Annotated in this window: 23 protein-coding genes; 4 read left to right on the plus strand and 19 right to left on the minus strand. The window is 71.6% G+C overall.

The annotated features are described in order from the left end of the window. Positions 1-48: 48 nt before the first annotated feature. The 4 genes from TR50_RS36410 to asnB form a co-directional block, all read right to left on the minus strand. Entirely contained in the window at positions 49-744 is a 696-nt protein-coding gene (locus tag TR50_RS36410; protein ID WP_052441750.1) for a class I SAM-dependent methyltransferase, read from the minus strand. A gap of 119 nt (positions 745-863) precedes the next feature. Further along, entirely contained in the window at positions 864-1,682 is an 819-nt protein-coding gene (locus TR50_RS36415; protein WP_042432518.1) for an ABC transporter permease, read from the minus strand. 16 nt (positions 1,683-1,698) lie between these two features. Further along, complete coding sequence (locus tag TR50_RS36420) at positions 1,699-2,682, minus strand: ATP-binding cassette domain-containing protein (RefSeq protein ID WP_236654740.1); 984 nt, start codon at positions 2,680-2,682, stop codon at positions 1,699-1,701. Positions 2,683-2,906: 224 nt separating this feature from the next. After that, on the minus strand, positions 2,907-4,766 hold the full coding sequence (gene asnB, locus TR50_RS36425) for an asparagine synthase (glutamine-hydrolyzing) (protein ID WP_042432525.1): 1,860 nt from the start codon (positions 4,764-4,766) through the stop codon (positions 2,907-2,909). A 327-nt stretch (positions 4,767-5,093) separates the two neighbouring features. Here asnB and TR50_RS36430 point away from each other — a divergent pair, with 327 nt between their 5' ends. Together TR50_RS36430 and TR50_RS36435 are read left to right on the plus strand one after the other, a co-directional pair. Continuing rightward, on the plus strand, positions 5,094-6,167 hold the full coding sequence (locus tag TR50_RS36430) for an ArsR family transcriptional regulator (protein ID WP_052441751.1): 1,074 nt from the start codon (positions 5,094-5,096) through the stop codon (positions 6,165-6,167). Further along, entirely contained in the window at positions 6,164-7,399 is a 1,236-nt protein-coding gene (locus tag TR50_RS36435) for a cytochrome P450 (protein ID WP_236654741.1), read from the plus strand. The genes TR50_RS36430 and TR50_RS36435 overlap by 4 nt, the downstream gene beginning before the upstream one ends. Before the next feature lie 70 nt (positions 7,400-7,469). On the opposite strand, the gene TR50_RS36440 is transcribed toward TR50_RS36435, so the two are convergent. The 8 genes from TR50_RS36440 to TR50_RS36475 form a co-directional block, all read right to left on the minus strand. Then, entirely contained in the window at positions 7,470-8,333 is an 864-nt protein-coding gene (locus TR50_RS36440) for an NAD(P)H-binding protein (protein ID WP_042432528.1), read from the minus strand. Then, a complete protein-coding gene (locus TR50_RS36445) occupies positions 8,330-9,547 on the minus strand; it encodes an FAD-dependent monooxygenase (RefSeq protein ID WP_042432531.1) in 1,218 nt (405 codons plus the stop codon). The genes TR50_RS36440 and TR50_RS36445 overlap by 4 nt, the downstream gene beginning before the upstream one ends. Before the next feature lie 35 nt (positions 9,548-9,582). Continuing rightward, entirely contained in the window at positions 9,583-10,809 is a 1,227-nt protein-coding gene (locus TR50_RS36450) for an FAD-dependent oxidoreductase (protein ID WP_042432533.1), read from the minus strand. 11 nt (positions 10,810-10,820) lie between these two features. Then, the gene (locus tag TR50_RS36455) at positions 10,821-11,678 is read right to left on the minus strand and encodes an LLM class flavin-dependent oxidoreductase (protein ID WP_042432534.1); all 858 of its coding nucleotides are present in this window, start codon (positions 11,676-11,678) and stop codon (positions 10,821-10,823) included. Positions 11,679-11,796: 118 nt separating this feature from the next. Next, positions 11,797-13,386 carry a right-handed parallel beta-helix repeat-containing protein gene (locus TR50_RS36460; RefSeq protein ID WP_042432537.1) on the minus strand — a complete coding sequence of 530 codons (1,590 nt, stop codon included), beginning with the start codon at positions 13,384-13,386 and terminating at the stop codon, positions 11,797-11,799. A gap of 66 nt (positions 13,387-13,452) precedes the next feature. Further along, positions 13,453-14,157: a TenA family protein gene (locus tag TR50_RS36465; protein WP_042432540.1), complete on the minus strand. Its 705-nt coding sequence runs from the start codon at positions 14,155-14,157 to the stop codon at positions 13,453-13,455. 1 nt (position 14,158) lies between these two features. Further along, positions 14,159-14,914, minus strand: a complete 756-nt coding sequence (locus TR50_RS36470; protein ID WP_042367784.1) for an SDR family NAD(P)-dependent oxidoreductase — start codon at positions 14,912-14,914, stop codon at positions 14,159-14,161. A 361-nt stretch (positions 14,915-15,275) separates the two neighbouring features. Next, the gene (locus TR50_RS36475; RefSeq protein ID WP_042432543.1) at positions 15,276-15,788 is read right to left on the minus strand and encodes a hypothetical protein; all 513 of its coding nucleotides are present in this window, start codon (positions 15,786-15,788) and stop codon (positions 15,276-15,278) included. A 157-nt stretch (positions 15,789-15,945) separates the two neighbouring features. Between TR50_RS36475 and TR50_RS36480 the strand changes: the two genes are divergently transcribed. Next, entirely contained in the window at positions 15,946-16,584 is a 639-nt protein-coding gene (locus TR50_RS36480; RefSeq protein WP_042432547.1) for a PadR family transcriptional regulator, read from the plus strand. 138 nt (positions 16,585-16,722) lie between these two features. Continuing rightward, positions 16,723-17,328 carry a response regulator transcription factor gene (locus TR50_RS36485; RefSeq protein WP_042432550.1) on the plus strand — a complete coding sequence of 202 codons (606 nt, stop codon included), beginning with the start codon at positions 16,723-16,725 and terminating at the stop codon, positions 17,326-17,328. A gap of 28 nt (positions 17,329-17,356) precedes the next feature. Here TR50_RS36485 and TR50_RS36490 read toward each other — a convergent pair whose 3' ends face one another. From TR50_RS36490 to metF, 7 genes are all read right to left on the minus strand, one after another. After that, positions 17,357-18,571, minus strand: a complete 1,215-nt coding sequence (locus TR50_RS36490; protein ID WP_042432553.1) for a sensor histidine kinase — start codon at positions 18,569-18,571, stop codon at positions 17,357-17,359. A 75-nt stretch (positions 18,572-18,646) separates the two neighbouring features. Continuing rightward, complete coding sequence (locus TR50_RS36495; protein ID WP_042432556.1) at positions 18,647-20,971, minus strand: TOMM precursor leader peptide-binding protein; 2,325 nt, start codon at positions 20,969-20,971, stop codon at positions 18,647-18,649. Next, a complete protein-coding gene (locus TR50_RS36500; protein ID WP_042432558.1) occupies positions 20,968-21,168 on the minus strand; it encodes a hypothetical protein in 201 nt (66 codons plus the stop codon). Before TR50_RS36500 ends, TR50_RS36495 begins: the two co-directional genes overlap by 4 nt. Positions 21,169-21,382: 214 nt before the next feature. Next, positions 21,383-21,586, minus strand: coding sequence for an acyl-CoA carboxylase subunit epsilon (locus tag TR50_RS36505; RefSeq protein WP_160311251.1), 204 nt, complete (start codon positions 21,584-21,586; stop codon positions 21,383-21,385). A 46-nt stretch (positions 21,587-21,632) separates the two neighbouring features. After that, positions 21,633-23,204, minus strand: a complete 1,572-nt coding sequence (locus TR50_RS36510) for an acyl-CoA carboxylase subunit beta (RefSeq protein ID WP_042432565.1) — start codon at positions 23,202-23,204, stop codon at positions 21,633-21,635. Positions 23,205-23,230: 26 nt separating this feature from the next. After that, positions 23,231-24,640, minus strand: coding sequence for an adenosylhomocysteinase (gene ahcY / locus TR50_RS36515; protein ID WP_042432571.1), 1,410 nt, complete (start codon positions 24,638-24,640; stop codon positions 23,231-23,233). Next, complete coding sequence (gene metF / locus TR50_RS36520; protein ID WP_063775217.1) at positions 24,618-25,526, minus strand: methylenetetrahydrofolate reductase [NAD(P)H]; 909 nt, start codon at positions 25,524-25,526, stop codon at positions 24,618-24,620. Before metF ends, ahcY begins: the two co-directional genes overlap by 23 nt. Positions 25,527-25,548: the final 22 nt, after the last annotated feature.

A 25,548-nucleotide genomic window follows, 5' to 3' on the forward strand; every position in this document is an offset into this window, starting at 1 on the left:
GGCCCCCACCAGGCGGTGGGGGCCCTCGCCGTTCCCTGCGTCGGCTGCTCAGCCGGCGACGGCGCGGAAGACCGCGACGGCGCCGCGGATCCGGACGGTCACCTCGGGGAAGTACTTCTTCAGCTGGCGCTCCAGACCGGCCGGGTCGTCGCCCTGGTTCTGGAAGTTGCCGCGCTTGTGCTGCTCCAGGAGCATGTTCCGGGTCAGCTTGTTCATCGGCACGCCCTCGGCGAGCACGGAGGTGCCGAAGAGCACCCCGCCGGGACGCAGCGTCTCGGCCACGTGCTTGAGGATGATGCCCTTGCCCTCCCAGCCGCCGGGGATGGTGTGGAAGACCAGGTTCATCGCCGCGGAGTCGAAGTGGCCGGACGGCAGCGGCAGCGGCTCCATCAGGTTGGCCTGGCAGGTCTTCGGCTGGTAGCGGGCGAGGACCCGGGCGGACATGTCCAGGCACTCGCGACTGAGGTCGAGCAGGGTGATCTCCGGGTTCGCCGGGAACTTCGCCTTGTCGACGAAGTAGCCGGTACCGGGGCCGATGTCGAGGTGGCGGCGGCCCACCTCCTCGTCGTAGAGACGGCGCATCACGCTCGGCGGGCAGCGCCACACCACCGGGCAGAAGACGCCGAGCACCCACTTGTCGTAGATGGCGAGCTTGCCGCGCGTGTACACGGCCTGGGCGTGCACGATCCGCGGATCGAGCTCGGCCTCGGGGCCCGGCTCGGTGCCGGGTTCGACACTCGTCATGGCGGGAGTTCCCTTCGGGACGTGACGGAGCTTGCAGGGATTGGAGCGTGTGGGAAAGGAACCGGCCCCGCCCCGACGGAAGGACGGGAGCGGGGCCGGCGGTGGAGCCTTGTGCGGCGTCAGCCCGCGGCGCGGCGGAACTTCGCGACGGAGATGACGGAGAAGGCGACCAGGATCCCGCCCGCCCAGAACAGCGAGCGGATCACGAAGTAGCCGGGGCCGTGGCCGAGGAAGGCCTGCGAGTGGCTGCCCAGGGTCAGCGAGCGGACCGCGTTGGCCATGGCCGTGACCGGCTGGTTCTCCGCGAAGGCGCGCAGCCAGCCCGGCATGGTCTGGGTCGGCACGTAGGCGCTGGACGCGAAGGTGACGATGAAGACGATCATGGAGACGCCCTGCGCCGCCTTCACGTTGCCGGCCAGCAGGCCGACCGCGATGAACAGCCAGCTGAAGGCGAGACCGAAGACCAGGCAGAGACCGAACGCCTCAAGGCCGCCGAGGACCGACGCCTGGAGGCGGAAACCGACGGCGAAGCCGACGGCGGTGGTGACCGCGAGGACGATCGCCAGGATGCCGGTGTCCGCCACGACGCGGCCGGTCAGCATCGCCGCGGTGGAGAAGGGCATCGAGCGGAGCCGGTCGATGAAGCCCTGCTCCATGTCCTCGGCGATGCCGATGGCCGTGCCCAGGGTCTGGAACAGCACACCGGCGGTGATGAAGCCGGGGACGGAGAAGTCGACGTAGGGCAGGCCGTGGGCGGTGCCGATCGCGCCGCCGAAGATGAAGCGGAACGTCAGCATGATGGCGGACATCTGCACCAGGGAGAGCACGACCAGCTCGGGACGGCGCAGGAAGGTGACCGTGGTGCGCTTGGCGAGCAGGCCCGTCCCCGTCACGATGCCGGCGCGGCCGGTGCGGATGGTGGGCGTCAAGGTAGTCATGTCGTGGTTCTCCTGCTCAGGCCGTCTCGAGGGTGGCGGTGCCGACCGACTCGGCGGAGGAGGTCTTCTGGCCGGTCAGGGCGAGGAAGACCTCGTCCAGGCTCGGCTCGCGGACCGCGATGTCGGCCAGCACGGCGCCCGAGTCGCGCACCGCGGTCAGGCCGTCGATCAGCCACTGCGCGGCGCCGTCGTCGGCCCCGACGCTGATGCGGCGGGTCGCCTCGTCGATCTCGGGCGCCGCGACGCCCTCGCGGGTCAGCGCCTGGGCCACCAGCGGGATGTGCGCGCGGTCGCGCACGTGCACCTCGAGGATCTTGCCGCCGATCCGGCGCTTGAGCTCGGCCGGAGTGCCGGAGGCGACCGTGCGGCCCTGGTCGATGATGACGATGTTCCGGGCCAGCCGGTCGGCCTCGTCCAGGTACTGGGTGGTGAGCAGCACGTCGGTGCCGCGCTCCACCAGCGCCTCGATGGCGTCCCACAGGTCCAGGCGGCTGCGCGGGTCGAGACCGGTGGTCGGCTCGTCCAGGATCAGCAGCCGGGGCTGGCTGACCAGGCTGGCGCCCAGGTCGAGCTTGCGCCGCATACCGCCGGAGTAGGTGCGCACCAGCCGGTCCGCGGCCTCCACCAGGCCGAACAGCTCCAGCACGGCCTCGGCGTTCGCCTTGGCCTGCTTGGCCGACTGGCCGAAGAGCCGGGCGACCAGGACCAGGTTCTCCCGGCCGCTGAGCGCCTGGTCGACGGCCGCGTACTGGCCGGCCAGCCCGATGACCCGGCGGACCGACTCCGCCTCGCGCCGGACGTCGTAACCGCAGACCTTCAGCTCGCCCTCTTCGGGGCGGATCAGCGTGGACACGGAACGGACAAAGGTCGTCTTGCCGGCGCCGTTGGGGCCGAGTACAGCCACCACCTGGCCGGACTCGACCTCGAGGGACAGGCCGTCGAGGGCGGTCTTCTTCCCGAAGCGCTTGGTCAGGCCCCGGGCTTCAATGGTCAGCGTCACAATCTTCCACCTCATAGGACGCGGGTCGGTTGGGGACGGCAGGTCTGGCCCCGCCGACGGCAGCCGGCGGTACTGGCCCGTGGCCGAAAACGATCGTCGGACGGGCTTTTCTGGCCTCCTGCCACGAGGCGGCGACAGTCACCTGCCAATGGAAGTGGCAAGGGGTCGAGGGGGGCTCGAACAACGCTCGAGCCCCGCGGTCTTCCGCGTCGAGGCTCGAACTCTCAGACGTCGATCTGCACTTGATAGTGCGTCAGCCAGGCGTTGAACTGCAACGCAGTTTCGATGTGCATCCGGATCGGCCAGTCGTTGGACTCCGCGGGCTGCGCCAGCATCGCCCGCGCCGCCTCGTGGTTCAGGTAGGGCTGCATGGGCGCGTTCCGGTCATCCAGCAGCGCGGCCAGCTCGGTGTGCAGCATCCGCAGGTACTCCGGGTCCTGGGTGACCGGCCACGGGCTCTTCTTCCGCTCCAGCACGGACTTCGGCAGCAGCTCCCCGACCGCCGCGCGCAGGATCGACTTCTCCCGGCCGTCGAAGGTCTTCATGGCCCACGGGGTGTTGTAGAGGTACTCGACCAGCCGGTGGTCGCCGTAGGGGACGCGCAACTCCAGCCCGTGGGCCATCGACAGGCGGTCGCCGCGGTCCAGCAGCATCGGCAGCCAGCGGGTCAGCGTCAGGTAGCCGATCTCGCGCATGCGCCGCTCCTCGGGGCTCTCGCCCTCCTGGTGCGGGGCCTCGGCGGCGGCCTCGTGGAACGTCTCGTTGTAGTAGCCGGCCATGTCGACCCGCTCCAGCAGGCCCAGGTCGAACAGGCCGCGGCCCTGACCGTTGAGCGAGCTCGGCTGCAGCGCCTCGTGGGCCACCCACGGGAACGCCTTGGCGCCCACGGTCTCCGGGTTGAACATCCAGTTGTAGCCGCCGAAGATCTCGTCGGCCACCTCGCCGACCAGCGCGACCGTGGAGTGGGTGCGGATCTCCTGCGAGGTGAGGTAGTTGGAGGTGTCCATGTCCCCGAGCGTGGTCGGGGCGTCCTGGGCCAGCAGCACCTTGAGCCGGGTCTCCGGGTCCATCAGGTCCTTGGGGCTGAGCCGGATGTTGATGTGGTCCGACTTCACGTGCTCGGCGACCTCGATCGCGAACGGCTCGTCCGGCGCGAAGCGCACGTCGTCGGGGCGGAACTTCTCCGCGTACTCGTCGAAGGTGGTGACGAAGGTGCGGATCCGCTGCCCCTCCAGCCGCCAGCGCCAGCGCGCGGCGAGCGCCGTGATGCCGCTGGAGTCCACGCCGCCGGAGAGCGCGCTGCACAGCGGCACGTCCGCGACCAGCTCCCGCAGCACGATGTCGTCGAGCAGCTCGCGCACGGTGCCGACGGTGGTCTTCAGGTCGTCTGTGTGCTCGCGCGCGGTCAGCGCCCAGTAGCGGCGGCGGACCGTGCCGGTGCGGGACACCGTCAGCGAGTGGCCCGGCGGCAGCTCGCGCATGTCGCGGAAGACGGCCTGGCCGGGCTTCTTGGCGACGGCGAACATCTCCCGCAGACCGTCGGCGTCCACGACCGGGCTGACCGCCGGGTGGGCCAGCAGGGCCTTCGGCTCCGAGCCGAAGAGCAGGGCGCCGCCGGGCGGCTGGGAGAAGAACAGCGGCTTCACGCCGAGCCGGTCGCGGACCAGCAGCAGCTCCTGGCTGCGCACGTCCCACACGGCGAAGGCGAAGATGCCCTCGAGCCGCTGCGCGCAGTCGGCGCCCCACTCCAGGTAGGAGCGCAGCACCACCTCGGAGTCGCTGCGGGTGCGGAAGCGGTGCCCGCGCGCCTCCAGCTCGCTGCGCAGCTGCTTGAAGTTGTAGACCTCGCCGTTGTAGACGAGCACCGCGCGCACGGCCCCGTCCTCCTCGGCGACGAAAGGCTGCGTGCCGTCGGCGATGTCGATGATCGCGGTGCGGGTGTGCCCGAGCGCCGCGTGGCCGGCCAGCCAGACGCCGCGGTCGTCCACCCCCCGGTTGGCGAGCGTGCGGGTCATCGCCTCCAGCACGGTCCGCTCACCTGTGAGGTCCCGCTCGAAGTCGACCCACCCGGCGATGCCACACATCAGCGTCTCCCTCAGTCGTTTCGGCGCGGCGAGCATGGGGGCTGGGCGTCGAAACGGGCTGGACCGGGGCTAGGGGCCTGCTTGAGTCCGGCCGACCGCGCCACCCGCGGATCCGCCGGCCGGGGCGGGGGCCGGTAGGCCGGGGGCGCCCCGCCGAAGGTCGGAGGGACGCCCGCCCGGAGCCCGCCGGCCGGGCGCCGGAACCGGGCAGGCCCGGCCCCGCCTCCAGCGCCGTCAAAGCGGCGTCCCACCGGGGTTCGAGGCGAGCGCCCGACCCTGTCGATGACGAAGGCCCGCAGATGAAGGCCCGCAGAGAGGTGGACGTCGATGACTGCACAGGAGCGCACCCCCGCTGCTCCCCAGGGCACGGCCGGCTGGTTCGACATCGGGCTGCCGCCGCAGAAGCAAGTGCTGGGCTTCCTCTATGCCAAGTGGGCCATCGGCGCGCTGCGCGGCCTGGTGGAGGTGCGCGCGTTCGACGCCCTCGCCGACGGGCCGCGGACCGCCGCGGAGATCGCCACGGCGACCGGCACCCAGGAGGACCCGCTGTACCGGGTGCTGCGCGCGGTGGCCGCGGCCGGCGTACTGGCCGAGCGCGAGGACGGCCGGTTCGAGCTGACCGAGCGCTCCGCCGGCCTGGTCGACGGCGCGCAGGACGGCATCCGGGACATGTTCCTGTTCACCTCGGACCCGATGCTGTGGCGGCCCTACGAGAACGTGGCGCACGCGCTGCGCACCGGCGAGCCGGCGTTCAAGGCCGCCTTCGACACGACCTTCTACGAGTACACCAAGGCCAACCCGGCCAGCGGCGCCGTCTTCGACCGCGCCATGCAGCAGAACAGCTACCCGGGCACCGACGCCGTCTTCGAAGGCTTCGACTTCGGCCGCTTCCACAAGATCGCCGACGTGGGCGGCGGCCGCGGCCACTTCCTGGTCGACCTGCTGCGGAACAACCCCGGCACGACGGGCGTCCTCGCGGACCAGGAGCACACCGTCGCCGAGGCCAAGCCGCTGTTCGAGGAGGCCGGTCTGCTGGACCGGGTCGAGATCGTGCCGACCGACTTCTTCACCGCAGTGCCCTCGGGCTGCGACGCGTACTTCATCAAGCACACGCTGCACAACTGGGACAACGACAAGGCCGAGCTGATCCTGCGCCGGATCCGCGAGGCGATCGGCGACGACGCGGACGCGCGCCTGCTGATCGTGGAGAACCTGCTGCGCGGCGCGGGCCAGTGGGACATCGGCAAGCTGATCGACGTCGAGTCGCTCTCCGTCCTCGGCGGTCGCGAGCGAAGCCTCGCCGAGTGGGACCGGATCGCCGGCGCGGCCGGGTTCACCCTGGCCAACGAGCCCGTGGCCGGTGACATCGCCCTGCTCGAGTACCGGCCGGTCCAGCCGTGACCGCGGAGGTCGTGCAGGGCCTGTCGGCGGCGGAGCTGCCGGACCCGATGGTGATGCCGTCGCGCCGGCAGTGCCCGCTGGACCCGCCGCACGAGTACGCGGTGCTGCGCGAGGAGCGCCCGTGGAGCCGGCTGCGACTGCCCGGCGGCCGGGTGGGCTGGCTGGTCACCCGGCACGAGGACGCCAGGGCGGTGCTGACCGACCCGGCGTTCTCCCCGCCGTTGATCCAGGTGACGCCCAACGTCGACCTCCCGCTGCCGGCGGAGGAGCTCCAGGTGCCGCCGGGCATGTTCTCGGCGATGGACCCGCCCGAGCAGTCCCGCTACCGGCGGCTGGTCAGCCGCCACTTCACCCGCAAGCGCTCGCGCGAGCTGAGCCCGCGGATCCAGCAGATCGTCGACGAGCAGCTCGACGGCATGGCCGCGTCCGGCTCCCCCGCGGACCTGGTGCGCTGGTTCGCGCAGGCGATCCCGACCCGGGTCATCACCGAGATGCTGGGCATCCCGGAGGAGGACCAGGAGGAGTACCACCGCTGGGTCATCGCCGCGCTCACCCTGGCCACCCCGGAGGAGGAGCTGCGCGAGGCCGGCTCGGTCATCGTCGGCAAGCTCGGCGCGCTGGTCGCGGCGAAGCGGGCGGACCCGCAGGACGACATCATCAGCGGCCTGCTGCTGGACGACGAGCGTCCGCTGACCGACGAGGAGGTCGTCAGCATCAGCGTGCTGCTGCTGATCGCCGGCCTGGAGACCACCGCCAACATGCTCGGCCTCGGCGCGTTCGCGCTGCTGGAGCACCCCGAGCAGACGGCCAAGCTGCGCGCCGACGAGAGCCTGATGGACAACGCGATCGAGGAGCTGCTGCGCTACCTGACGATCGTGCAGTTCGGGCTGACGCGCACGGCACGCGAGGAGACCCGGATCGGCGACCGGGTCATCCCGGCCGGCGAGACCATCGTCGTCTCCCTGGCCGCCGCCAACCGCGACCCGGAGGTCTACCCGGACGCGGAGCGCCTCGACCTGCTCCGCGCCGAGACCGCGCACATGGCCTTCGGGCACGGCGTGCACCAGTGCCTGGGCGCGCAGTTGGCGCGCGTGGAGATGAAGATCGCCTTCACCACGCTGCTGCGCCGCTTTCCCGACTTGCGTCTGGCGGTCCCGGCAGCGGAGGTGCCGACCGGCGAGGACAAGGTCTTCTACGGCGTGCACGAGCTGATGGTCGCCTGGGGAGAGTGAGGCAACGCAGAAGCCGGGCGCCGACCCCAGAAGGGGAAGGTGCCCGGCTTCCTGCTGTCGCAGCACGCCCCTAACGGGCCGGCACAACCGAGCGGAAGGCGCTGATGTTGCGCGACAGCCAGGTGTCGAAGCTGGTCGCCGGGTGGCCGGTGAGGTGGCGGACGGCGAGGGTGGGGCGGCCGCCGCGGGTCGGCTCGGGGGCGGCGAGGGCGTCGAGGAGGGCCTGGGCGAAGGCCGGCGGCAGGCCCGCGCCGATCATGCCGGCGGCGGCGTCGCGGGGGGCCGTCTCGACGTAGCGCAGCGGGCGGCCGAGCGCGGCGGAGACGCGGGCGACGAGCTGGGGCGAGGTCAGCGCCTCCGGCCCGGTCAGCTGGTAGGGGCGGCCGTGGAGACCGGCCCGGGTGAGGCAGACCGCCGCCGCCTCGGCGACGTCGGCGGGGGCCACGACGGCGCGCGGGATGTCGCCGTGGCACTGGTAGACCGTGCCGGACGCGGCGATCGTGGACTGCCACTGGAGGATGTTGGTCATGAAGCCGGACGGCCGCAGCGCGGTGAACTCCGGGACGGCCGCGGCGAAGGCGGCCTCCGCCTTCGCGTGGTCCATGCCGTAGCCGCCCGCCGCGGGCTCGATCGCGGCGACGGACGAGAGCTTGACGACGCGACGGACGCCGGCGGCGGCGACGAGCTCGGCCACGGCCAGCTCCTGCGTGAGCGCGTCGGGGCCGGAGGAGAGTACGAAGACGGCATGGACCCCGTCCAGCGCGGGGACGAGCGTCTCCGGGCGGTCGAGGTCTCCTGAGGCGAACTCGAGGCCGAGGGCGGGCATCAGCCGCGAGGCGTCCCGGGTGAACGCCCGCACCCGGTGGCCGTCCCGGAGCAGGCGGCCGACCAGGGGGCGGCCGATGGTGCCGGTGGCGCCGATGACAAGGATCACGAAACGGCTCCTCTCTCGAAACGCGAGGCCGTGACCGGGGGCTGCCAGTCGCCGACCATGGCCATGCCCTCCTGGCCCGCGGAGGGGGGCAGCAGGCGCAGCCGCAGGTTGCGGCGGAGCAGTTCGAGGCGGCGCTCGGTCAGCTTGGTCTCGCCCATGCGGCGCGACGCCACGGCGATGCCCTGGGCGCGCGGGCGGCGCAGCTCGTCGTAGCGGGCCAGCGCCTCGGCCGGGTCGGCCTCGGGGTCGACGGCCGCCTCGGCCAGCAGGTCGGCCAGTACGACCGCGTCCTCCAGGGCCTGGCAGGCGCCCTGGCCGAGGTCCGAGGTCATCGCGTGGGCGGCGTCGCCCAGCAGGGCGATCGGGCCGCGGACGAAGCTCGGCAGCGGCTCGGCGAGCTCGAAGACGTCGTGGCGCAGCACCCGCTCGGGCGGGGTCGCGGCGAGCAGGGCCGGGATCGGGTCGTGCCAGCGGCCGAAGCGGCGGCGGACCTCGGCGTACTCGTCGGGGAAGCGGTGGCCCTCGGGGGTGTTGGCGACGGCGAACCAGTAGACGCGGCGGTCCGTCAGCGGCATCCGGCCGAACTCCAGGCCGCGTCCCCAACTGCTGCCGCCGGGCTCGGTCGTGGGGTCGACGCCCTCGGCGATGCCGCGCCAGACGCTGTGGCCGCTGTAGCGCGGCGGCGGCAGCTGCGGCCACAGCTGCGCCCGGGTGGCGCTGTACGCGCCGTCGGCGGCGACCACCACGTCGGCCTGGAGGATCCGGCCGTCGCGGGTGCGCACCTCGGCGCCGCCCGCGGCGAGCGCGGCGACGTGGACGACCTCGGCGCCGGTCAGCACCGCCTCGGCCGGCAGCGCCTCGTGCAGCGTGGTGTGCAGCTGCGGGCGGGTCAGGACGGAGATGAACAGGCCGTGCCCGGCCAGGAAGGACGGGTCGGCGGGACGCTGGAGCCGCCGACCGCCACGCGTGCGCAGGCCCTCCCCGCCCGGGGCCATCCGGGCGGAGAGGGCTTCGATGCGCGGGCCGAGGCCCAGGTGGTCCAGGGCGCGGCGGCCGTTGCTCAGCAGGGAGATCCCCGCGCCCTGTTCGCGCAGGCGCGCGGCCCGCTCCAGGACGGTGACCCGCCAGCCGGCCCGGTGGAGCCCGAGCGCGGCGGCGAGCCCGCCGATCCCCGCTCCGACGACGACGGCGTGGCGCTCCGCGGAGCGGGTCATCGAGGATCTCCCATCGGGTCGACGATTCGGAACGGTCAGACGCTGGAGACGTGGGTCGGGGTCTGGCCCTCGGCGAGGTCCACCTGGAGCGACCACTTGGCGATCTTCAGCGACATCTGGACCGCCTCGGTGGCGTAGCCGACCATCTCCGTCTGGTAGGCCGTCACCGCCTCGGTGAGCGAGACCTCGCCGCGCTCCACCCGGGCCAGCTCGCGGGTCAGCACCGCGGCGTCGCGCAGGGCCGTGTTGGCGCCGACGCCGCCGGTGGGCGGCATGGTGTGGACGGCGTCGCCGAGCGGGACGATCCGGCCGTTCTCCCAGGGCACCACCGGGACGGTGGTGCGCAGCCCGACCGGGTGGACCTCCTCGGGCTCCGCATGGGCGAAGATCCCGCGCAGCTCCGGGTGCCAGGCCGCGGTCCGCTTGAGCGCCAGCTCGCGCAGCTCCTCGCCGGTCATGGCGAAGAACTCCTCGTCGGGGATGCCCAGTTGGTCCTGGTGCACGCTGAAGACGGACATGTAGTAGTCCGCGCTCGGCTCGAAGCGCAGCCCCGGCCACAGCCGCGCGGAGGCCTCCTGCGGGTCCTCGCGGAAGACCATCGGCATCAGGCCCAGGTGCTGCCCGTCGTTGCCGATGACGTAGACGAACCGGTCCCGGAGCAGCTCCGGCAGCCCGGCCTCGACGGCCTTGGCGCGCGGGGTGCGGGCCAGGATGCCGCGCACGCCCATGTCCACGGCCGCGTCGCTCGGACGCAGCTGGGCCCGGACCTGGGAGTTGGCGCCGTCGGCGGCGATCAACAGGTCGCCCTCGTCGGTGCCGCCGTCCTCGAAGTGCGCGACGACGCGCTCGCCGCGCTGCTCGAAGCGGGTGAAGCGGCGGCCGAACTGGACGGTGTCGGCAAGACCCGCCAGCAGGATCCGGCGCAGCGTGGCCCGGTCGACGGCGTCGATCTTGTCCGGGGAGTCGCCGCGGGGGTCGGTGAAGCTGGGCGCCCACAGCGGCTCCAGCTTCTCGTCGTAGGCCGCCAGCGCGCCCTCGCGGCGGTAGTTGGAGCTGGCGGCGACCAGGTCCTGGAGCGGCTTGGGCAGCACCTCGCGCAGCGCGCGCTCGCCGTCGGGCGAGACGCGCAGCCGGTAGCCCTGCATCCGGCCCCGGGCCGAGGCGTCGCGCTCGTAGACCGCGACCTCCCCGACGCCGGCCCGGCGCAGGCCCTGGGCGAGCGCCAGCCCGCCGATGCCGCCGCCGATCACGATGATCCGCATGGCCCGACCCTTCACTTGAGGACCACGTCCGCGATGCGGTCGAGGTGGTCCGGATCGTCGGTGACGGAGAGGAGGAAGATCTCGTCGCAGCCGTTCGCCTCGTAGATGTCGACGACCTGTCGCAGCTGCTCGGGCTCGGTGATCGCGCCCTTGGCCAGGTGCTCGGCCATCTGCCCCATGAAGGCGTAGTAGCTGAGCATGTGCTTCTTCGCTTCCTCGGCGCCGTTCGGGCCGAGCGCGACGTAGCAGTTGGCACCCATGCGCGGGGTGCCGGTGCGGCCCTCCTCGTCCCACAGGGTGCGGAAGTTGGCGACCAGCTCGGAGAACTTGTGCGGCGGACCGCCCGGGGAGATCCAGCCGATGCCATGGCGCGCGGCGCGGCGCAGACCGGCCGGCGAGTGCCCGCCGCCCCAGATCGGGATGGTCCCGTTGACGGGACGCGGTCCGACGCCGGGGACGGGGCCCTTGCCCGCCCAGATCTCCTGGAGCTCGACCAGCGCCTCGTCCAGGCGGCGGCCACGGCTGTGGAAGTCGGTGCCGGTGGCCGCGTAGTCGTCCTCGCGCATGCCGGAGGAGACGCCGACGACCAGGCGTCCGCCGGAGAGCCGGTCCAGGCTGGCGAGCTGCTTGGCCAGCTCCACGTTGCTCGGCCGGGTCGCGGCGAGCAGGATCGCGGTCACCAGCTCGATGCGCTCGGTGGCGCCGGCCGCGGCCGCGAGCGAGACGATGCTGTCGTAGCTGTCGTAGACGACCCGGTCGGTGACGGTGAGGCTGTGGAAGCCGAGCCGGTCCGCGCGTCGCGCGAACTCGATCAGCCGGCTCCCGTCCGCGCCGGGCACGCCGGTCGGCAGGGCGACCCCTATCTGCATTGCGGTTCTCCTCTGACGGCTTGGACGGCTCTGACGGCTGTGACCGTCGAAAGTCTGGTCGCGGGGACTGGGGACGCGGTCGAGGGGCCCTGGAGGGTGCCCCCCGACCGCGTCGGTCTCACGAGCCGGACTTGCAGGCGCCCTGGTACACGCCGATGTTGGGCGACGTACCGGGGATCGGGTTGCCGTAGTAGTCCTTGCCCCCGTTGCCGGCGATCACGGCCCCGGCCTTGAGCGCGGGCGAGCCGCAGGCCAGCTGGTAGCCGTTCGGGCCGCTGCCCGCGCCCACGAACCCGGGCGTGGCGGTGGTGACGGCGTGGTGGTCGTCGCTCGGCGCGGCGCCCACGTTGACGTACACGTTGTTGGAGAAGGTGCTGACCGGGTCCGAGAAGCTCGACCCGCCGGGCTTGCCGACGAAGATGTTGTTGCTGTAGTTCACGTTCGTCTGGCCGAAGTTGCCGAGCAGCGCGCCCGCCGTCGGCGCGTAGACGACGTTGTTGTAGACGCTGATGCCCGGCTCGGTCAGACCGCAGCCGTTGGAGATGACCGCGACGGTCGTCGAGCCGACGGAGGCGTCGTGGTCGTTCTCGCTGACGTTGTAGCGGACCGTCGCCCCGATGGTCTGCTCGCCCGGCACGTCGCACATGGCCAGGAAGCCGCCGTAGTTGTCGTGGCTGTAGTTGTACTGGTAGAGCACGTTGGTGTCGGCGCCGTCGATGTCGAAGGCCATGGCCGGCGGGGAGGCCGCGCCGCCCGACACGTTGTTGTACTGCATGACCGGCGAGTCGGAGTTCCACGCCCAGACCCCGGCGTGGAAGGCGGTGGCCCGCAGACCGAAGCCGGAGACGGTGTTGTGCTCGATCAGCGGGCTGGCGAGGTTCTGCACGGCGATGCCGTCGCCGCCGCTGTTCGTCAGCGTGTTCCAGCCGATGTAGACGTGGGTGAACGGGACGTAGTGGTTGGTGCCGTCGGTGAAGTACGGCGTGCGGTAGGACCAGGTCGACGAGGTGGCGATGCCGTAGCCGTCGGTCCCGGAGACGGTGTCCCCGGAGATGTTGACGTCGTCGAACGTGGTCGCGGTGGTGTTGCCGGTCGCCTTGACCAGGATGCCGGCGCTGTCGTCGTTGGTCGGGCCGGTGGCGTCGGCGCCGGTGATGTCGTGCACGGACAGGTTGTCCAGCACGTAGTGGTGGCCGGTGCCGTAGTCGCTCAGCAGCACGTAGACGCCGATGCGCGGCGTGCCGTCCGGCGTGGTGGTGTCCGTGACGTCCAGGTTGCGCACCTCCCACTGCTGGACGTTCTTCAGCACCACGGTGGCCGGGGCCCCGGCGCCGTCGATGCCGGGCTTGGCCCCGCTGCCGTAGGCGTCGATCCTGATCGGACTGCCCGCCGTGCCTGAGCCCTGCGGGGACAGCACGCCGGTGCAGCGGGTGCCGCGCTTGATCAGCAGCTGGTCGCCCGGCTGGAAGACCACCGAGTCCGCCTTGGCGAGCGTGCCCCACGCCGTCGACGGCGAGGTGCCCGCGGCGGTGTCGTGGCCAGCGGAGCAGTCCAGGTAGTACTGATGTCCCCCGTCGGCGCAGGCCACCGCGGGCGCCCCGAAGGCGACCAGCATGGTCAGGCCGAGGGCGAGCGCGAACCGGCCCAGCGCGGGCCTCCGCACCGGGGCAGCAGCCGGCTGGGCAGCCGAGCGGCTGGATTCGGCCATATCGTTGCTCCTTCTCTCGAACGTGGCGATGCCCGAGAGACGCTGCTGTGCCCTGGTCGCCTCTTACTAGAGAAGCCGTGGAACAGCGGCGGGAGCTGCGGTTTCACCTCCCCAGGCGGCCTTGACGAATGCCAGCTCATGATGTGCACCTGTCAGGAACTGTTCGATCAGCCCGCCCCGCTCCCTCGCGGCGACCGATCGTGCACAGTCCTCCACCAGGTCGAGATAGGCCGAGACGTAGGAGTGGAACCCCTCCTCCGGGCAGTAGCGACCCACCCAGCCTGCGTAGACCGTGGCCGGATGCACCCCGTCGCGGACCAGGTCGCGGCAGACGAACTGGTGGAACCAGGTCATCGGCAGCAGCCCGACCGCCGCCCGCGGGAAGGGCTGCGCCCCGGCCTCGGTGAGGTAGGCGACATGCGCGGCGGTCGCCGGGGCCGCGGTCGGCTCGCCGCCCCCGCCGCCGGCCGCCCCGTGCTCCTTCAACTCCCGTTCCAGGATGTCGAGTTCCCCGACCATCCGGCGCGCGGAGACGAAGGTGGCCGAGGCGGCCCCGGCCAGCAGTTCGCCGTGGCTCGGGACCGCCGCCGTCGAGGCGGCGCGGGCCAGGGCCCGCGCGTAGGCCGGGACCAGGTGCCAGGTGTCCTGGGTGGTGAAGCGCCGCAGCCGCTCGGGCGCCAGCGCACCAGAGCGGAGGCCCGCCCAGAACGGGTGCGCACGCACCTCGTCCAGGACGGGCCCGGCCGCCTCCAGCAGCTCGTCGCGGAACACCTCAGCGCCCGCCGGCCGGGAAGATCACCTGGCCGTTGGTGTTGCCGTTGGCCGCGGAGCCCAGGAAGACGATCAGCTTGGCCACCTCGTCGGCGGTGGTGAGCCGCCCGCTCGGGGTCTCGGCGGTCGCCTTCTTCAGCAGGTCGGGGTCGACGGAGTCGATGTTCTCCGTGGTCAGCGTGCCACCGGGGGCCACGACATTGGCCAGCACGCCGTCGCGGGTCCACATCAGGCCGCGGACGAAGCCGTGCAGCGACGCCTTGGCGGCGCTGTAGATCTCCGAACCGGGGTTGCCGTGGGTGGCGGTGACCGAGGAGAGCAGGACGATCCGGCCCCAGCCGCGCTCGCGCATGCCGCCGAGCGCCTGACGGACCGTCCAGATGTGGCCCTCGACGTTCTCCCGGTAGCGGGTGAGCCAGTAGTCCATCGGGAAGTCCTGGAACGGCGGCATCTCGTCCGGGTTCATCCACACCCAGGTCTGCGCGTTGGCGATCACGACGTCGACGCCGCCCCAGCGGGCCTCCACGCCCGCGACGGCCGCGGCGACCGAGTCCGGGTCGGCCAGGTCCATCCGCTGCGCGAAGGCGCGCTCCTCGCCGCCGAGTTCCTGCACCACGGCCTTGGCCTCCGCCTCAGCGGAGTGGTAGGTGATGGCGACCTTGGCCCCCTCGGCGGCGAAGGCGAGCGCCGTGGCGCGGCCGATGCCGCGGCTGGCGCCGGTCACCAGAACCCTCTTGTCACTGAGCCCGAGATCCATCTGCTTCTCCCCTCGGCCGTCCGATGACGGCGCAGAGCACGGCGCGTCACAGCGCATGGAACCCCCGCACGGTCTCTCATCCGCCTCGTCGCGCGGTCGCGCGACGCTGGGGCGGCACCTCACGGGCCGAGAGCCGGCCGGAAGATCAGGGCCCGTTCGCGGACAGAGGGTGCACCGCGCGGCCGGTGGGCCGCGGGAGCACCCTCAGGGGACCGGCGGCAGCGGGGGTGGCAGGCCGGTCCACGAACGAGTCCCTGGTGGGGTCGTCGGGCGCCGCCCATGGTGGGGGACGGCGCCCGAGGTCGGGTCGGGTACGACTCAGGTCGATCGCGTACGACCCTGGCGATACGGAATCTGCCGGTCAGGCCCCGGCCTTGCCGTGCGGGTCCGCCCAGGGGTCGCGGGTCGGGTCGTCGATGACGGGGAGCCGGCCCTCCTTGCGGGCACGACGCAGGTCGTCGAAGTACTCGCGGCTCATCATCGCGGAGACCATCGCCACGCCGCCGCGGTGCACGCGGATCTCACTGTTGGCGGCGGTGCCCACCAGGCGGATCGTCCGGCTGGTCCCGCCGGTCGGGGCCTGGCCGTCCTTGACCTTGCCCTTGCCGGACCACTGGAGACCCCAGTGGTCGATCGCGGCGTCCTCCGGGACCAGGAGCTTGACCATGGCCCGCTGCATCTCCACCCGGACCTCGATCTGGGCGGGGATGTTCGGCGAGCGCAGGTCCACCACGACGCTCCCGCCGCGCGCCTTGATCTCGAAGGTGTCGGCGCTGGTCCAGTTGCCCAGGCGCTTGGTGACCGTGTGGTCGACGTGGATGCGCTCCGTGCCGGCGGGGGCGGTGCTGTCCTCGGCGAAGTTGTCCTGGCTCATCGTGAGTTCCTTCCGGGAGGTGCGACTGACAAGGGCGGGCGATCCGGCCCTCCGGCCGCCCGGTCCGGCGTTCCCGCCGACACATTGATAGTTGCACTGTTACTAGTCTCTCGTCAACTAGTGCCCTTGAGACTGACTCGAGGAGTAGGATGTCCGCATGACCAGCCCGACCAATCCGGCCAGCTCAGTCAAGAGCTCGCCCCTCTCGCTGACCGTCCTGTCCCTGCTGCACTACCAGCCGCTGCACCCGTACGGGATCCAGCGGCTCATCAAGCAGTGGGGCAAGGACCAGGTCGTCAACGTCAGCCAGCGCGCGAGCCTGTACCGGACCATCGAGCGGCTGCTCGCGGCGGGCCTGATCGAGGTGCGCGAGACGGAGCGCGACCAGCAGTACCCGGAGCGGACCGTCTACGAGGTCACCGAGGAGGGCCGCCGGGCCACCCGCGGCTGGCTGCTGGAGATGCTCGCCAAGCCCAAACAGGAGTACCCGGAGTTCCCCGCGGCGCTGTCGTTCCTGGTCATGCTGACCCCGGAGGACACGCTCAAGGTCTTCTCCGAGCGGGCCGAGACCCTGCGCGCCTCCCTGCGCGAGATCGACGCGATCATGAGCGTCGAGGCGGAGCACCGGCTGCCCCGCGTCACCATGCTGGAGACGGAGTACCAGCGGGTGACCACCTCGGCCCAGCTGGCCTGGCTCGACGCGGTGATCGCCGACCTGCGCGCCGGCCGGCTCTCCTGGAGCTCCGAGGAGCTGCTCGCCTTCGCCGAGGCGGAGGGCGCCGCCGCCGAGGGTTGACCGCCGGCGGACTTCCCTTACGGATCAGTAGCTGAAAGGTTTCTGCAAACCTGTCAGCGCGCCGATACAAACGGTGACCATGGACCCGACAACGGGTAACATGTGCCTGCTGATCCGGGCTGGGACTTGGGGGAGTCGATGGTGCGTATCCTGCTGGCCGAGGACATGCACATGGTCCGCGGCGCACTGGCCGCGCTGCTGCGCCTGGAACCGGACTTCCGGATCGTGGCCGAGGTCGAGCGGGGCGACGAGGTGGTCCCCGCCGCGCTCGAGTGCAAGCCCGAGGTGGCGGTGCTCGACGTGGGCCTGCCCGGCCTCGACGGACTGCACGTCGCGGCCCTGCTCCACCAGGAGCTGCCGAGCTGCCGCACGCTCATCCTCACCAGCATGGGCAAGGCCGGCACCCTGCGCCGCGCGCTCGCCGCGCAGGTCTCCGGCTTCCTGCTCAAGGACGCTCCCCCGGCCCTGCTCGCCGAGGCCGTCCGAAGAGTCGCCGCGGGTGAGCGGGTGCTCGACCCGCAGCTCGCCCTGGTGGCCTTCGACAGCGTCGAGGGGCCGCTGACGGACCGTGAGACGGAGGTCCTCCGGCTGGCGGCCGGGGGCGCCGACGCGGCGGAGATCGCCTCCACGCTGTTCCTGTCCGTCGGCACGGTACGGAACTACCTCACCGCGATCGTCACCAAGCTCGGGGCCCGCAACCGCCTCGACGCCATCCGCATAGCCCGCGAGGACGGCTGGCTGTAGCGCCTGCCGCCACGGGCGGGCCGAGGCCCTACTCCTCCGCGACGGGCGGGAGCTTGGCGACCGCGCACAGCACGAACCAGCCGTCGTCCTCGACCGACCAGCTGAGCCGTCCGTCGACCTGGGCCAGGCGGGCCGTCAGGTTCTGCAGCCCGCTGCCGCGCGGCGCGTCGCTGCGGGTGACGCCGTCGTTGGCGATGGTCAGCCGGATCCGGTCGCCCTCGGCCCGGGCCGCGATCACGCAACTCTCGGCCTTGCTGTGCCGGAGCAGGTTGGTGATGGCCTCGCGCAGCACCGTGGCCAGGATGGTGTCCAGATGCCCGCGCGGCGGGCGGACCGTCAGGTCGACGTCCGCGCGGATGCCGGCCGCCTCGAGCACCGAGCGGGCCGCCTCCGCCTCCTCGAACAGCGACATCTCCCGGTAGCCGCGCGAGACCGCCCGTACGTCGGTGAGGGCCTGGCGGGAGACCAGCAGGATGTCGTCCAGCTCGGTCAGCGCGTCGGCCGGACTGCCGTCCACCAGGCGCTTGGTGAGCTCGCTCTTGAGCACGATGGTGGAGAGGCTGTAGCCGAGCAGGTCGTGCAGGTCTCTGGCGAAACGCAGCCTCTCCCGCACGACCGCGACGCGCGCCAGCTCCCCCTGGGTCGCCTGGATCTGCACGACCAGCAGGGAGAGCCGGGTCAGGCCCCAGACCACGAGGCCGGTCACGATGATCGAGATGGTCATGTAGACCGTGTAGTCGGTGGTCCAGTGATCGACCACGCCGCTGAACAGCGTCGCCCCGACGACACCGCCGAAGACCGCCCACCCCAGCCGCGGCGACAGCAGGAGCAGCGCGCTCGCGATGAGGAAGCCGGACATCCCGCCCCACCAGATCCCGAAAGCGAACGGGGGCAGGTAGGTGAAGAGCGCCTGGAGCACCAGGCTGTACGGGAAGGCCAGCCGCCGCCAGCGCTCCAGGCGCGGGTCCGAGTGGAGCACCTGGAGCGCGGCGATGCCGAGGAAGCAGAAGCCGCCGATGATGATCTGGTCGCGCGTCAGCCCGTAGAAGACCAGGTTGGTCACGCCCATGATCAGGTAGCAGGTGACCACGGTCGGGACGAGACTGCTGGCGGCCCAGCGAGGCGGCGCGACCCGTTCGAGGTTGCCGAGGACGACGATGCTCGGGTCCTCGGGCTCGCCGCCCGGAAGGTCCGGCTCCTCCAGTCGTGACTGGATGATCAGCCGATCGATGGCACTGGTCACCGTCGCCGCCTCCGTCCGGATATCAGCAGACCCAGCAGCAGGGTACGCGGCCCGGACCGTGGTGCAACATTCATGTCAGATGAATACCGGTATAGGGTTGAGTTCCTGATACTTCGTCGGATCACTGAGCCGCCCCATGCGCACCGGTACGTCGAAGAGGCGTCCGGGGGCGAAGCGGGCCCAGAAGTGCCGCAGGCCCGGCACCACGACCTTGACCACGGGCAGGCCGATGTCCGGCCGGGTCTGGTCGACGACGAGGGTCTCCAGCCCCTGCTCCGACAGCCGATCGGTGACCAGTTGGACGTCGTCCAGCAGGTCGTGGCCGGCCAGGGACGGGCGGTCCTGCGGTCCGGTGGGCCGGGCCGCCGGGTCGGGCAGCAGCCAGGGCTGCTGGTGCACCCGCTGCTCCCGCCACCACGCGAGCAGTTCCGGATCGTCCAGGCGGTAGCCCGTGCCGTCGGCCTGGACGTCCGCCACGGCCGGGAGCATCTGGTTCATCTCGGTCAGCGCGCGACTGAGCGCCACGCGGGGGTCGAGATGGGCGCCGAAGCCGAGCATGATGTCCTGCGCGGGCTTGTCCACCCGGCGCGAGAGCGCCGCGAAGACGGGGATGCCGAGGTCGGAGGTCAGGTCCAGCGCCCATACCTGGCGCCCGATCAGGCGGTAGGTGGTGAGCAGCTCGTCCGTCCACGCGGTGGCGTAGGCGTCCAGGCTGACCGCGGGCTGCCGGGTCCGGTTGTACCACCACAGCGCCACCGCGTCGCGCTCGACCAGTTCCAGCAGGCCCTGGAGCACGGCGTCCTCGATGCAGCTGCCCGCCGCGTTCCCGTTCGAGCAGGCGATCAGCGAGTGCCGCCCGGCGGGCGGGGCGACGCCCTCGTGGACGGGGTTGAAGTAGAGCATGGCGGTCGGCAGCATCCGCTGCCGGCGGCTCGTGAGCGACCAGACCGGCGTCCAGTCGACGGGGGCGTCCCCGTCGAAGGGCTCGGGCACGTGGTGGAAGACCGAGCACTGCCGGTTCCACTCCCGTCTGCCGCGGTACTGCCGGGGGTCGAAGAGCATGCAGTCGCGCGGGTCGACCGCGATCTCCCCGAGCCCGCGCAGCGAGTCGCGCACGCGCAGCTCGTCGCCCTGGAGCGTGGCCGAGTACCGCTCGACCGCCTCGCACAGGGCGCTCACCTCGGCGTCCAGCGGCGTGGCTCCCTTGCCGCCGCTGCCGCCGCGGAGCCCGGCGCGCAGATCGCGCAGGTCCCCGCCGCCCACCGCGAGGTTGCGGCCGGACGCGTAGCTGTACAGACCCGTGGGACAGCCGTCGATCGGACGGATGTCCTGGACGACGCCGGTGACGGGACTGACCAGATGGGAGAAACGTTTCTTCATATCCTCGGCGGAGCAGGCGCGATGCCCTCCCCCGGAGGCGCGGAACACCTTCGGGCGCGAGGTCAGGTCCACCCCCCGGGCCGCCTGGCGAGCCATCAGCTCCGGGTCGCCGCAGCTCGGGCACTGCGGGCGGCGTCTCGTCTCGTGATGACGGGAGGCAAGCGTCAGCGTGTCCAGCTCCAGCACCGACTCCTGGCCCGGATGCCGGTACCCGGCAAGCCACTTGACCGCCTCGAGGACGAGCAGCTGGGCGCTGGCGCCGTAGCCGACGGGCAGGTGGGCGGCAGGCCGCACCACCGGTCCGGTCAGGCCGAGCGCCCGGCGCACCGGCGCCTCGGCTGCGCGGTGCTCGCGCAGCCGGTGCGCGAGGCAGCTCCAGCAGGCGCCCTCGTCGGGCCGGAAGACCGGACCGATCCAGACGCGCGCTCCGGTCAGCCGGGCGAGCAGCCACGGTCTTCCGGCGGCCCGGTGCTCCAGGTCGAGCCGGGCCAGCTCGGGGCGCAGGTAGTCGTCGGTGATGACGAGCGTCAGGCGCGGCTCGTGACCGTCGGGAAAGGGGCCGAGGTCGAGCTGGCTTCCCCGGCAGGCCTCGCGGACGGCGTCCACCGGGGCGTCGCCCACGGAGCGCAGTTCCACCCGCGCGCCGGCGAGCCGGTCGACCGTCTCCTGCCCCTCCAGTCCCGCCATGTCCCAGTAGGCCTCGGCCGGCAGAGTCACCGGCCGCGCCCGGAAAGCGATCAGTCCCTGCCGGGCCAGTTCGCGAATGGCCCGGCCGGCCTCGTCGACCGGAATCTCCGCGCTCACCGAATCGAGCACGGAGGCGAGATCCCGGGTTCCGTCGAGCAATGGGACCAGCGCCGCAACGGGCGCACCCTGGAGCGCGGTGACCCCGCGCTCCGACAGCAGATAGGCAGCATCCCCCACGACATGCTCTGCCCGCAGGTGGCCACGGAAGCCCAGGAGCCGAGGCCCCCGGACTTCCGTGGCAATGCCTCGCCCCTCGGACGAGGACGCGGTCACTGAAGAACCAGCTCCCGCTCCTGCAGACCGGCGGTGCAGGGCGGGCCGCAGCCCTTGGCGGTGGCCACGCGGAAGTCCTCGAGCTCCTCGATCAGGAGCACTTCTCCCGCGGCCGGGTGGCCGTGGTGGGTGTCGGTGAGTACCAGACCGAACATGCGCATCGCGAGCTCGAGCTCGCGGTCGATCAACGTGTCCATCCGAGCCTCCTCCGGGGGTGGAGTTCGTCGCTCCCACTGACCGTGGGTAGCGACTCGATGACGGCTCGATTCTGGATGGAGGAGGGGAACCCGAGGAAGTGATCCTGTCATGAACCCTCTATGAGTTGCTCATGATCCCGGAAGCCCCACCAGTTCGCACGCGTACTCTCCTTACACTGCCTTTCCTGACAGCCTCCCGTCAACTGCGCGGCTGTCATTCCCACGAACCCGGCGCACGGTACGGATCCTGCGCCAGCCAGCGCGACCGGCGACGGCCGCCGCCGGGCCGCGCGGAGTCGGCGGCGTCGGCGGCGCGGGCCGCCATCCCGGCCAACACGGCGGCGATCACCGCGAGTTCGGTGGGGTCCGGGTCTCCCCGGACCACCGTGAACAACTCCTGAGCTCCCTGCGTCGTCACCACTCCCCCTTTGCCTCCGACGGTGCCTCCGAGACGGGCGGGTCTGTCACACGGGCGGGTTGCCGTGCTTCTTGGACGGGAGCAGCACGCGCTTGGTGCGCAGCATCCGCAACGCCTTGATCAGCGTCCAACGGGTCTCCGCCGGATCGATGACGTCGTCCACCAGGCCGCGCTCCGCGGCGTAGTACGGATGCATGAGCTCCTGCTGGTACTCCTTGATCCGCGCGGTGCGCGCCGCGTCCGGGTCCTCGGCCGCGGCGATCTCCCGACGGAAGATCACGTTGGCCGCCCCCTCGGCTCCCATCACCGCGATCTCGTTGGCCGGCCACGCGTACGAGAGGTCGGCGCCGATCGAGCGGGAGTCCATGACGATGTAGGCACCGCCGTACGCCTTGCGCATGATGAGCTGGATCCGCGGGACGGTCGCGTTGCAGTACGCGTAGAGCAGTTTGGCGCCGTGTCGGATGATCCCGCTGTGCTCCTGGTCGACGCCCGGCAGGAAGCCCGGCACGTCGAGCAGCGTGATGAGCGGGATGCTGAAGGCGTCGCAGAACTGGACGAACCTGGCCGCCTTCTCGCTGGCGTGGATGTCCAGCACCCCGGCCATCACGGCGGGCTGGTTGGCGATGACGCCGACGGCCTGGCCGTCCATCCTGGCCAGGGCGCAGATGACGTTGGGCGCCCAGGCGGCGTGCACCTCGAAGTAGTCGCCGTCGTCGACGAGTTCCTCGATGACGGCGCGGACGTCGTAGGAGCGGGACGGGTCCGTCGGCACCAGGCTGAGCAGGTTGTGGTTGGGCCGCTTCGGGTCGTCGGTGGGCGGCTCGAAGGGCGCCTCCTCCTGGTTGTTGGCCGGGAGGAGGGACAGCAGATGGCGTACCTCCTCCAGGCAGTCGCGCTCGTCGGTGTAGGCGAAGTGGGAGACGCCCGAGGTGCCGGCGTGGACGTCGGCGCCGCCGAGTCCGTTGTGCGTGATCTCCTCGCCGGTCACCGCGCGCACCACGTCGGGGCCGGTGATGAACATCTGCGCGGTGTCGCGGACCATGAAGACGAAGTCGGTCAGCGCCGGCGAGTACGCCGCGCCGCCCGCGCACGGTCCGAGGATCACGCTGATCTGCGGGATCACCCCGGAGGCCGCCACGTTGCGGCGGAAGATCCCGCCGTATCCGGCCAGCGCGGTGACGCCCTCCTGGATCCGGGCGCCCGCGCCGTCGCAGAGGCCGACCAGGGGCGCGCCCGTCTCGATGGCCAGGTCCATCACCTTGTGGATCTTCTCGGCGTGGGCCTCGCCCAGCGCGCCGCCGAAGACCCGGAAGTCGTGGGCGTAGGCGAAGACCCGCCGCCCGTGGACGGTGCCCCAACCGATCACGACACCGTCCCCGTGCGGCTTGCGTCGGCCCATTCCGAAGGCGCTGGCCCGATGGCGGCGCAGTGGCTCGATCTCGGTGAACGTCCCCGTGTCGAAGAGGAGTTCAAGACGCTCGTCGACGGTCAGCTTGCCCTTGGCGTGCTGCGCGTCGGTCGCCGCGCCCTCCTTCTCGGCTCGGGCCTGCTCCTTGACCGCCTCCAACTCCGCCACGTGGCCGTGCAGACCGGGCGCCTCCTGGACCGTGGTCATCTGTTGCCTCCCAACTCCTGGTGGTGTCAGTAGCGGTAGTGGTCGGCCTTGTAGGGGCCGTCGACGTTGACGCCGATGTAGTCGGCCTGCGACTGGGTGAGCGTGGTGAGCTTCACCCCGAGGGCGTCCAGGTGGAGACGGGCGACCTTCTCGTCCAGGTGCTTGGGCAGCGTGTAGACCCCGACCGGGTACTCCTCCGGCTTGGTGAACAGCTCGATCTGGGCCAGGGTCTGGTCCGCGAAGGAGTTGGACATCACGAAGGACGGGTGCCCGGTCGCGTTGCCCAGGTTCAGCAGACGGCCCTCGGACAGCACGATGATCTTCTTGCCGTCCGCGAAGGTCCAGGTGTGGACCTGCGGCTTGACCTCGTCCTTGACGATGCCCGGGATCTTGGCCAGGCCGGCCATGTCGATCTCGTTGTCGAAGTGGCCGATGTTGCCGACGATGGCCTGGTGCTTCATCTTGGCCATGTCCGCGGCCATGATGATGTCCTTGTTGCCCGTCGTGGTCACGAAGATGTCCGCGATCCCGACGACCTCGTCGAGCGTGGTGACCTGGTAGCCGTCCATGGCGGCCTGCAGGGCGCAGATCGGGTCGATCTCGGTGACGATGACGCGGGCGCCCTGGCCGCGGAGGGACTCGGCGCAGCCCTTGCCCACGTCGCCGTAGCCGCAGACCACGGCGACCTTGCCGCCGATCAGCACGTCGGTGGCCCGGTTGATGCCGTCCACCAGCGAGTGCCGGCAGCCGTACTTGTTGTCGAACTTCGACTTGGTCACCGCGTCGTTCACGTTGATCGCCGGGAACAGCAGGTTCCCGTCCCGGTGCATCTCGTACAGGCGGTGCACACCCGTGGTGGTCTCCTCGGTCACGCCCTTGATCTCGGAGGCGACCTCGGCCCAGCTCAGGCTGCTGGAGCGCAGCAGCTTCAGGACGATGGCCAGCTCCTCGTTCTCGGCCGTGGCGGGGTCCGGGACGGCGCCGGCCTTCTGGTACTCGACGCCCTTGTGGACCAGCAGCGTCGCGTCGCCGCCGTCGTCCAGGATCATGTTGGGGCCGGAGAAGCCCTCCCAGGTCAGCGCCTGCTCGGTGCACCACCAGTACTCCTCCAGCGTCTCGCCCTTCCAGGCGAAGACGGGGATCCCTGCCTCGGCGATGGCCGCCGCGGCGTGGTCCTGGGTGGAGAAGATGTTGCACGAGCACCAGCGCACGTCGGCGCCGAGCGCGACCAGCGTCTCGATCAGCACGGCGGTCTGCACGGTCATGTGCAGCGAGCCGGTGATCCGCGCGCCGGCCAGCGGCTGCGCGGCGGCGTACTCCTTGCGGATCGCCATCAGGCCGGGCATCTCGTGCTCGGCCAGCTCGATCTCCTTACGGCCGAAAGCGGCCAGGGAAAGGTCGGCGACCTTGAAGTCACGCGGTGCGGGACGGGACATGACTGCTCCTCGACTGCAGGTTGCGATGGATTTCCAGGACGGCGGCGGCCTTGTTCAAGGTGATGTAGTGCAGGCCGGGCGCGCCCTCGGCCAGGAGACGGTCGGCGAGCCGGGTCGCGTGCTCCACGCCGACGGCGTGCGCGTCGGCGTCGGACGTGGCCCGTGCCAGGGCCTGCTCCAGGTCCGCCGGGAAGGCGGCGTTGCTGAGCTCCGCGAAGCGCTGGATCTGCCGGTGGTTGGTCGCCGGCATGATGCCGGGGATGATCGGCGTCGCGCAGCCGGCCGCCTCGACGCGGTCGCGCAGCCGCAGGTAGTCCTCGGCGCGGAAGAACATCTGGGTGATCGCGTAGTCCGCGCCCGCACGGCACTTGGCGACGAAGCGGCGGACGTCGCTCTCCCAGTCGGCCGAGCGCGGGTGCCGCTCGGGGAAGGCCGCGACGCCGATGCTGAACCGGCCCAGCGAGGCGACCAGCGCGACCAGCTCGTCGGCGTGGCGCAGCCCCTGGGGGTGCTGCCGCCACTCCCCCAGCGGGTCGCCGGGCGGGTCGCCGCGCAGCGCCAGCACGTCGTGGATGCCCGCGTCGGCGTACTGGCCGATGATGTTCCGCAGCTCGGCCACGGAGTGCCCGACAGCGGTCAGGTGCGCCACGGGGCGCATCCGCGTCTGGGCGGCGATCCGGTGCGTCGTGGCGATGGTCCGCTCCCGGGAGGAGCCGCCCGCGCCGTAGGTCACCGAGACGAACGTCGGGTCGACGGCCTCGACCCGACGCACCGTGTCCCACAGGGACTTCTCGCCCGCGTCGGTCTTGGCGGGGAAGAACTCGAACGAGAACGACTGCTCGCCGCGCGCGTACATCTGGGCCAGATCCAGCCGGTGGGCTTCCATGAGCTGTGCCTCCCTCCCACTC

The organism is Streptacidiphilus anmyonensis (assembly GCF_000787855.1).
In the GTDB taxonomy this organism is placed as follows: domain Bacteria; phylum Actinomycetota; class Actinomycetes; order Streptomycetales; family Streptomycetaceae; genus Streptacidiphilus; species Streptacidiphilus anmyonensis.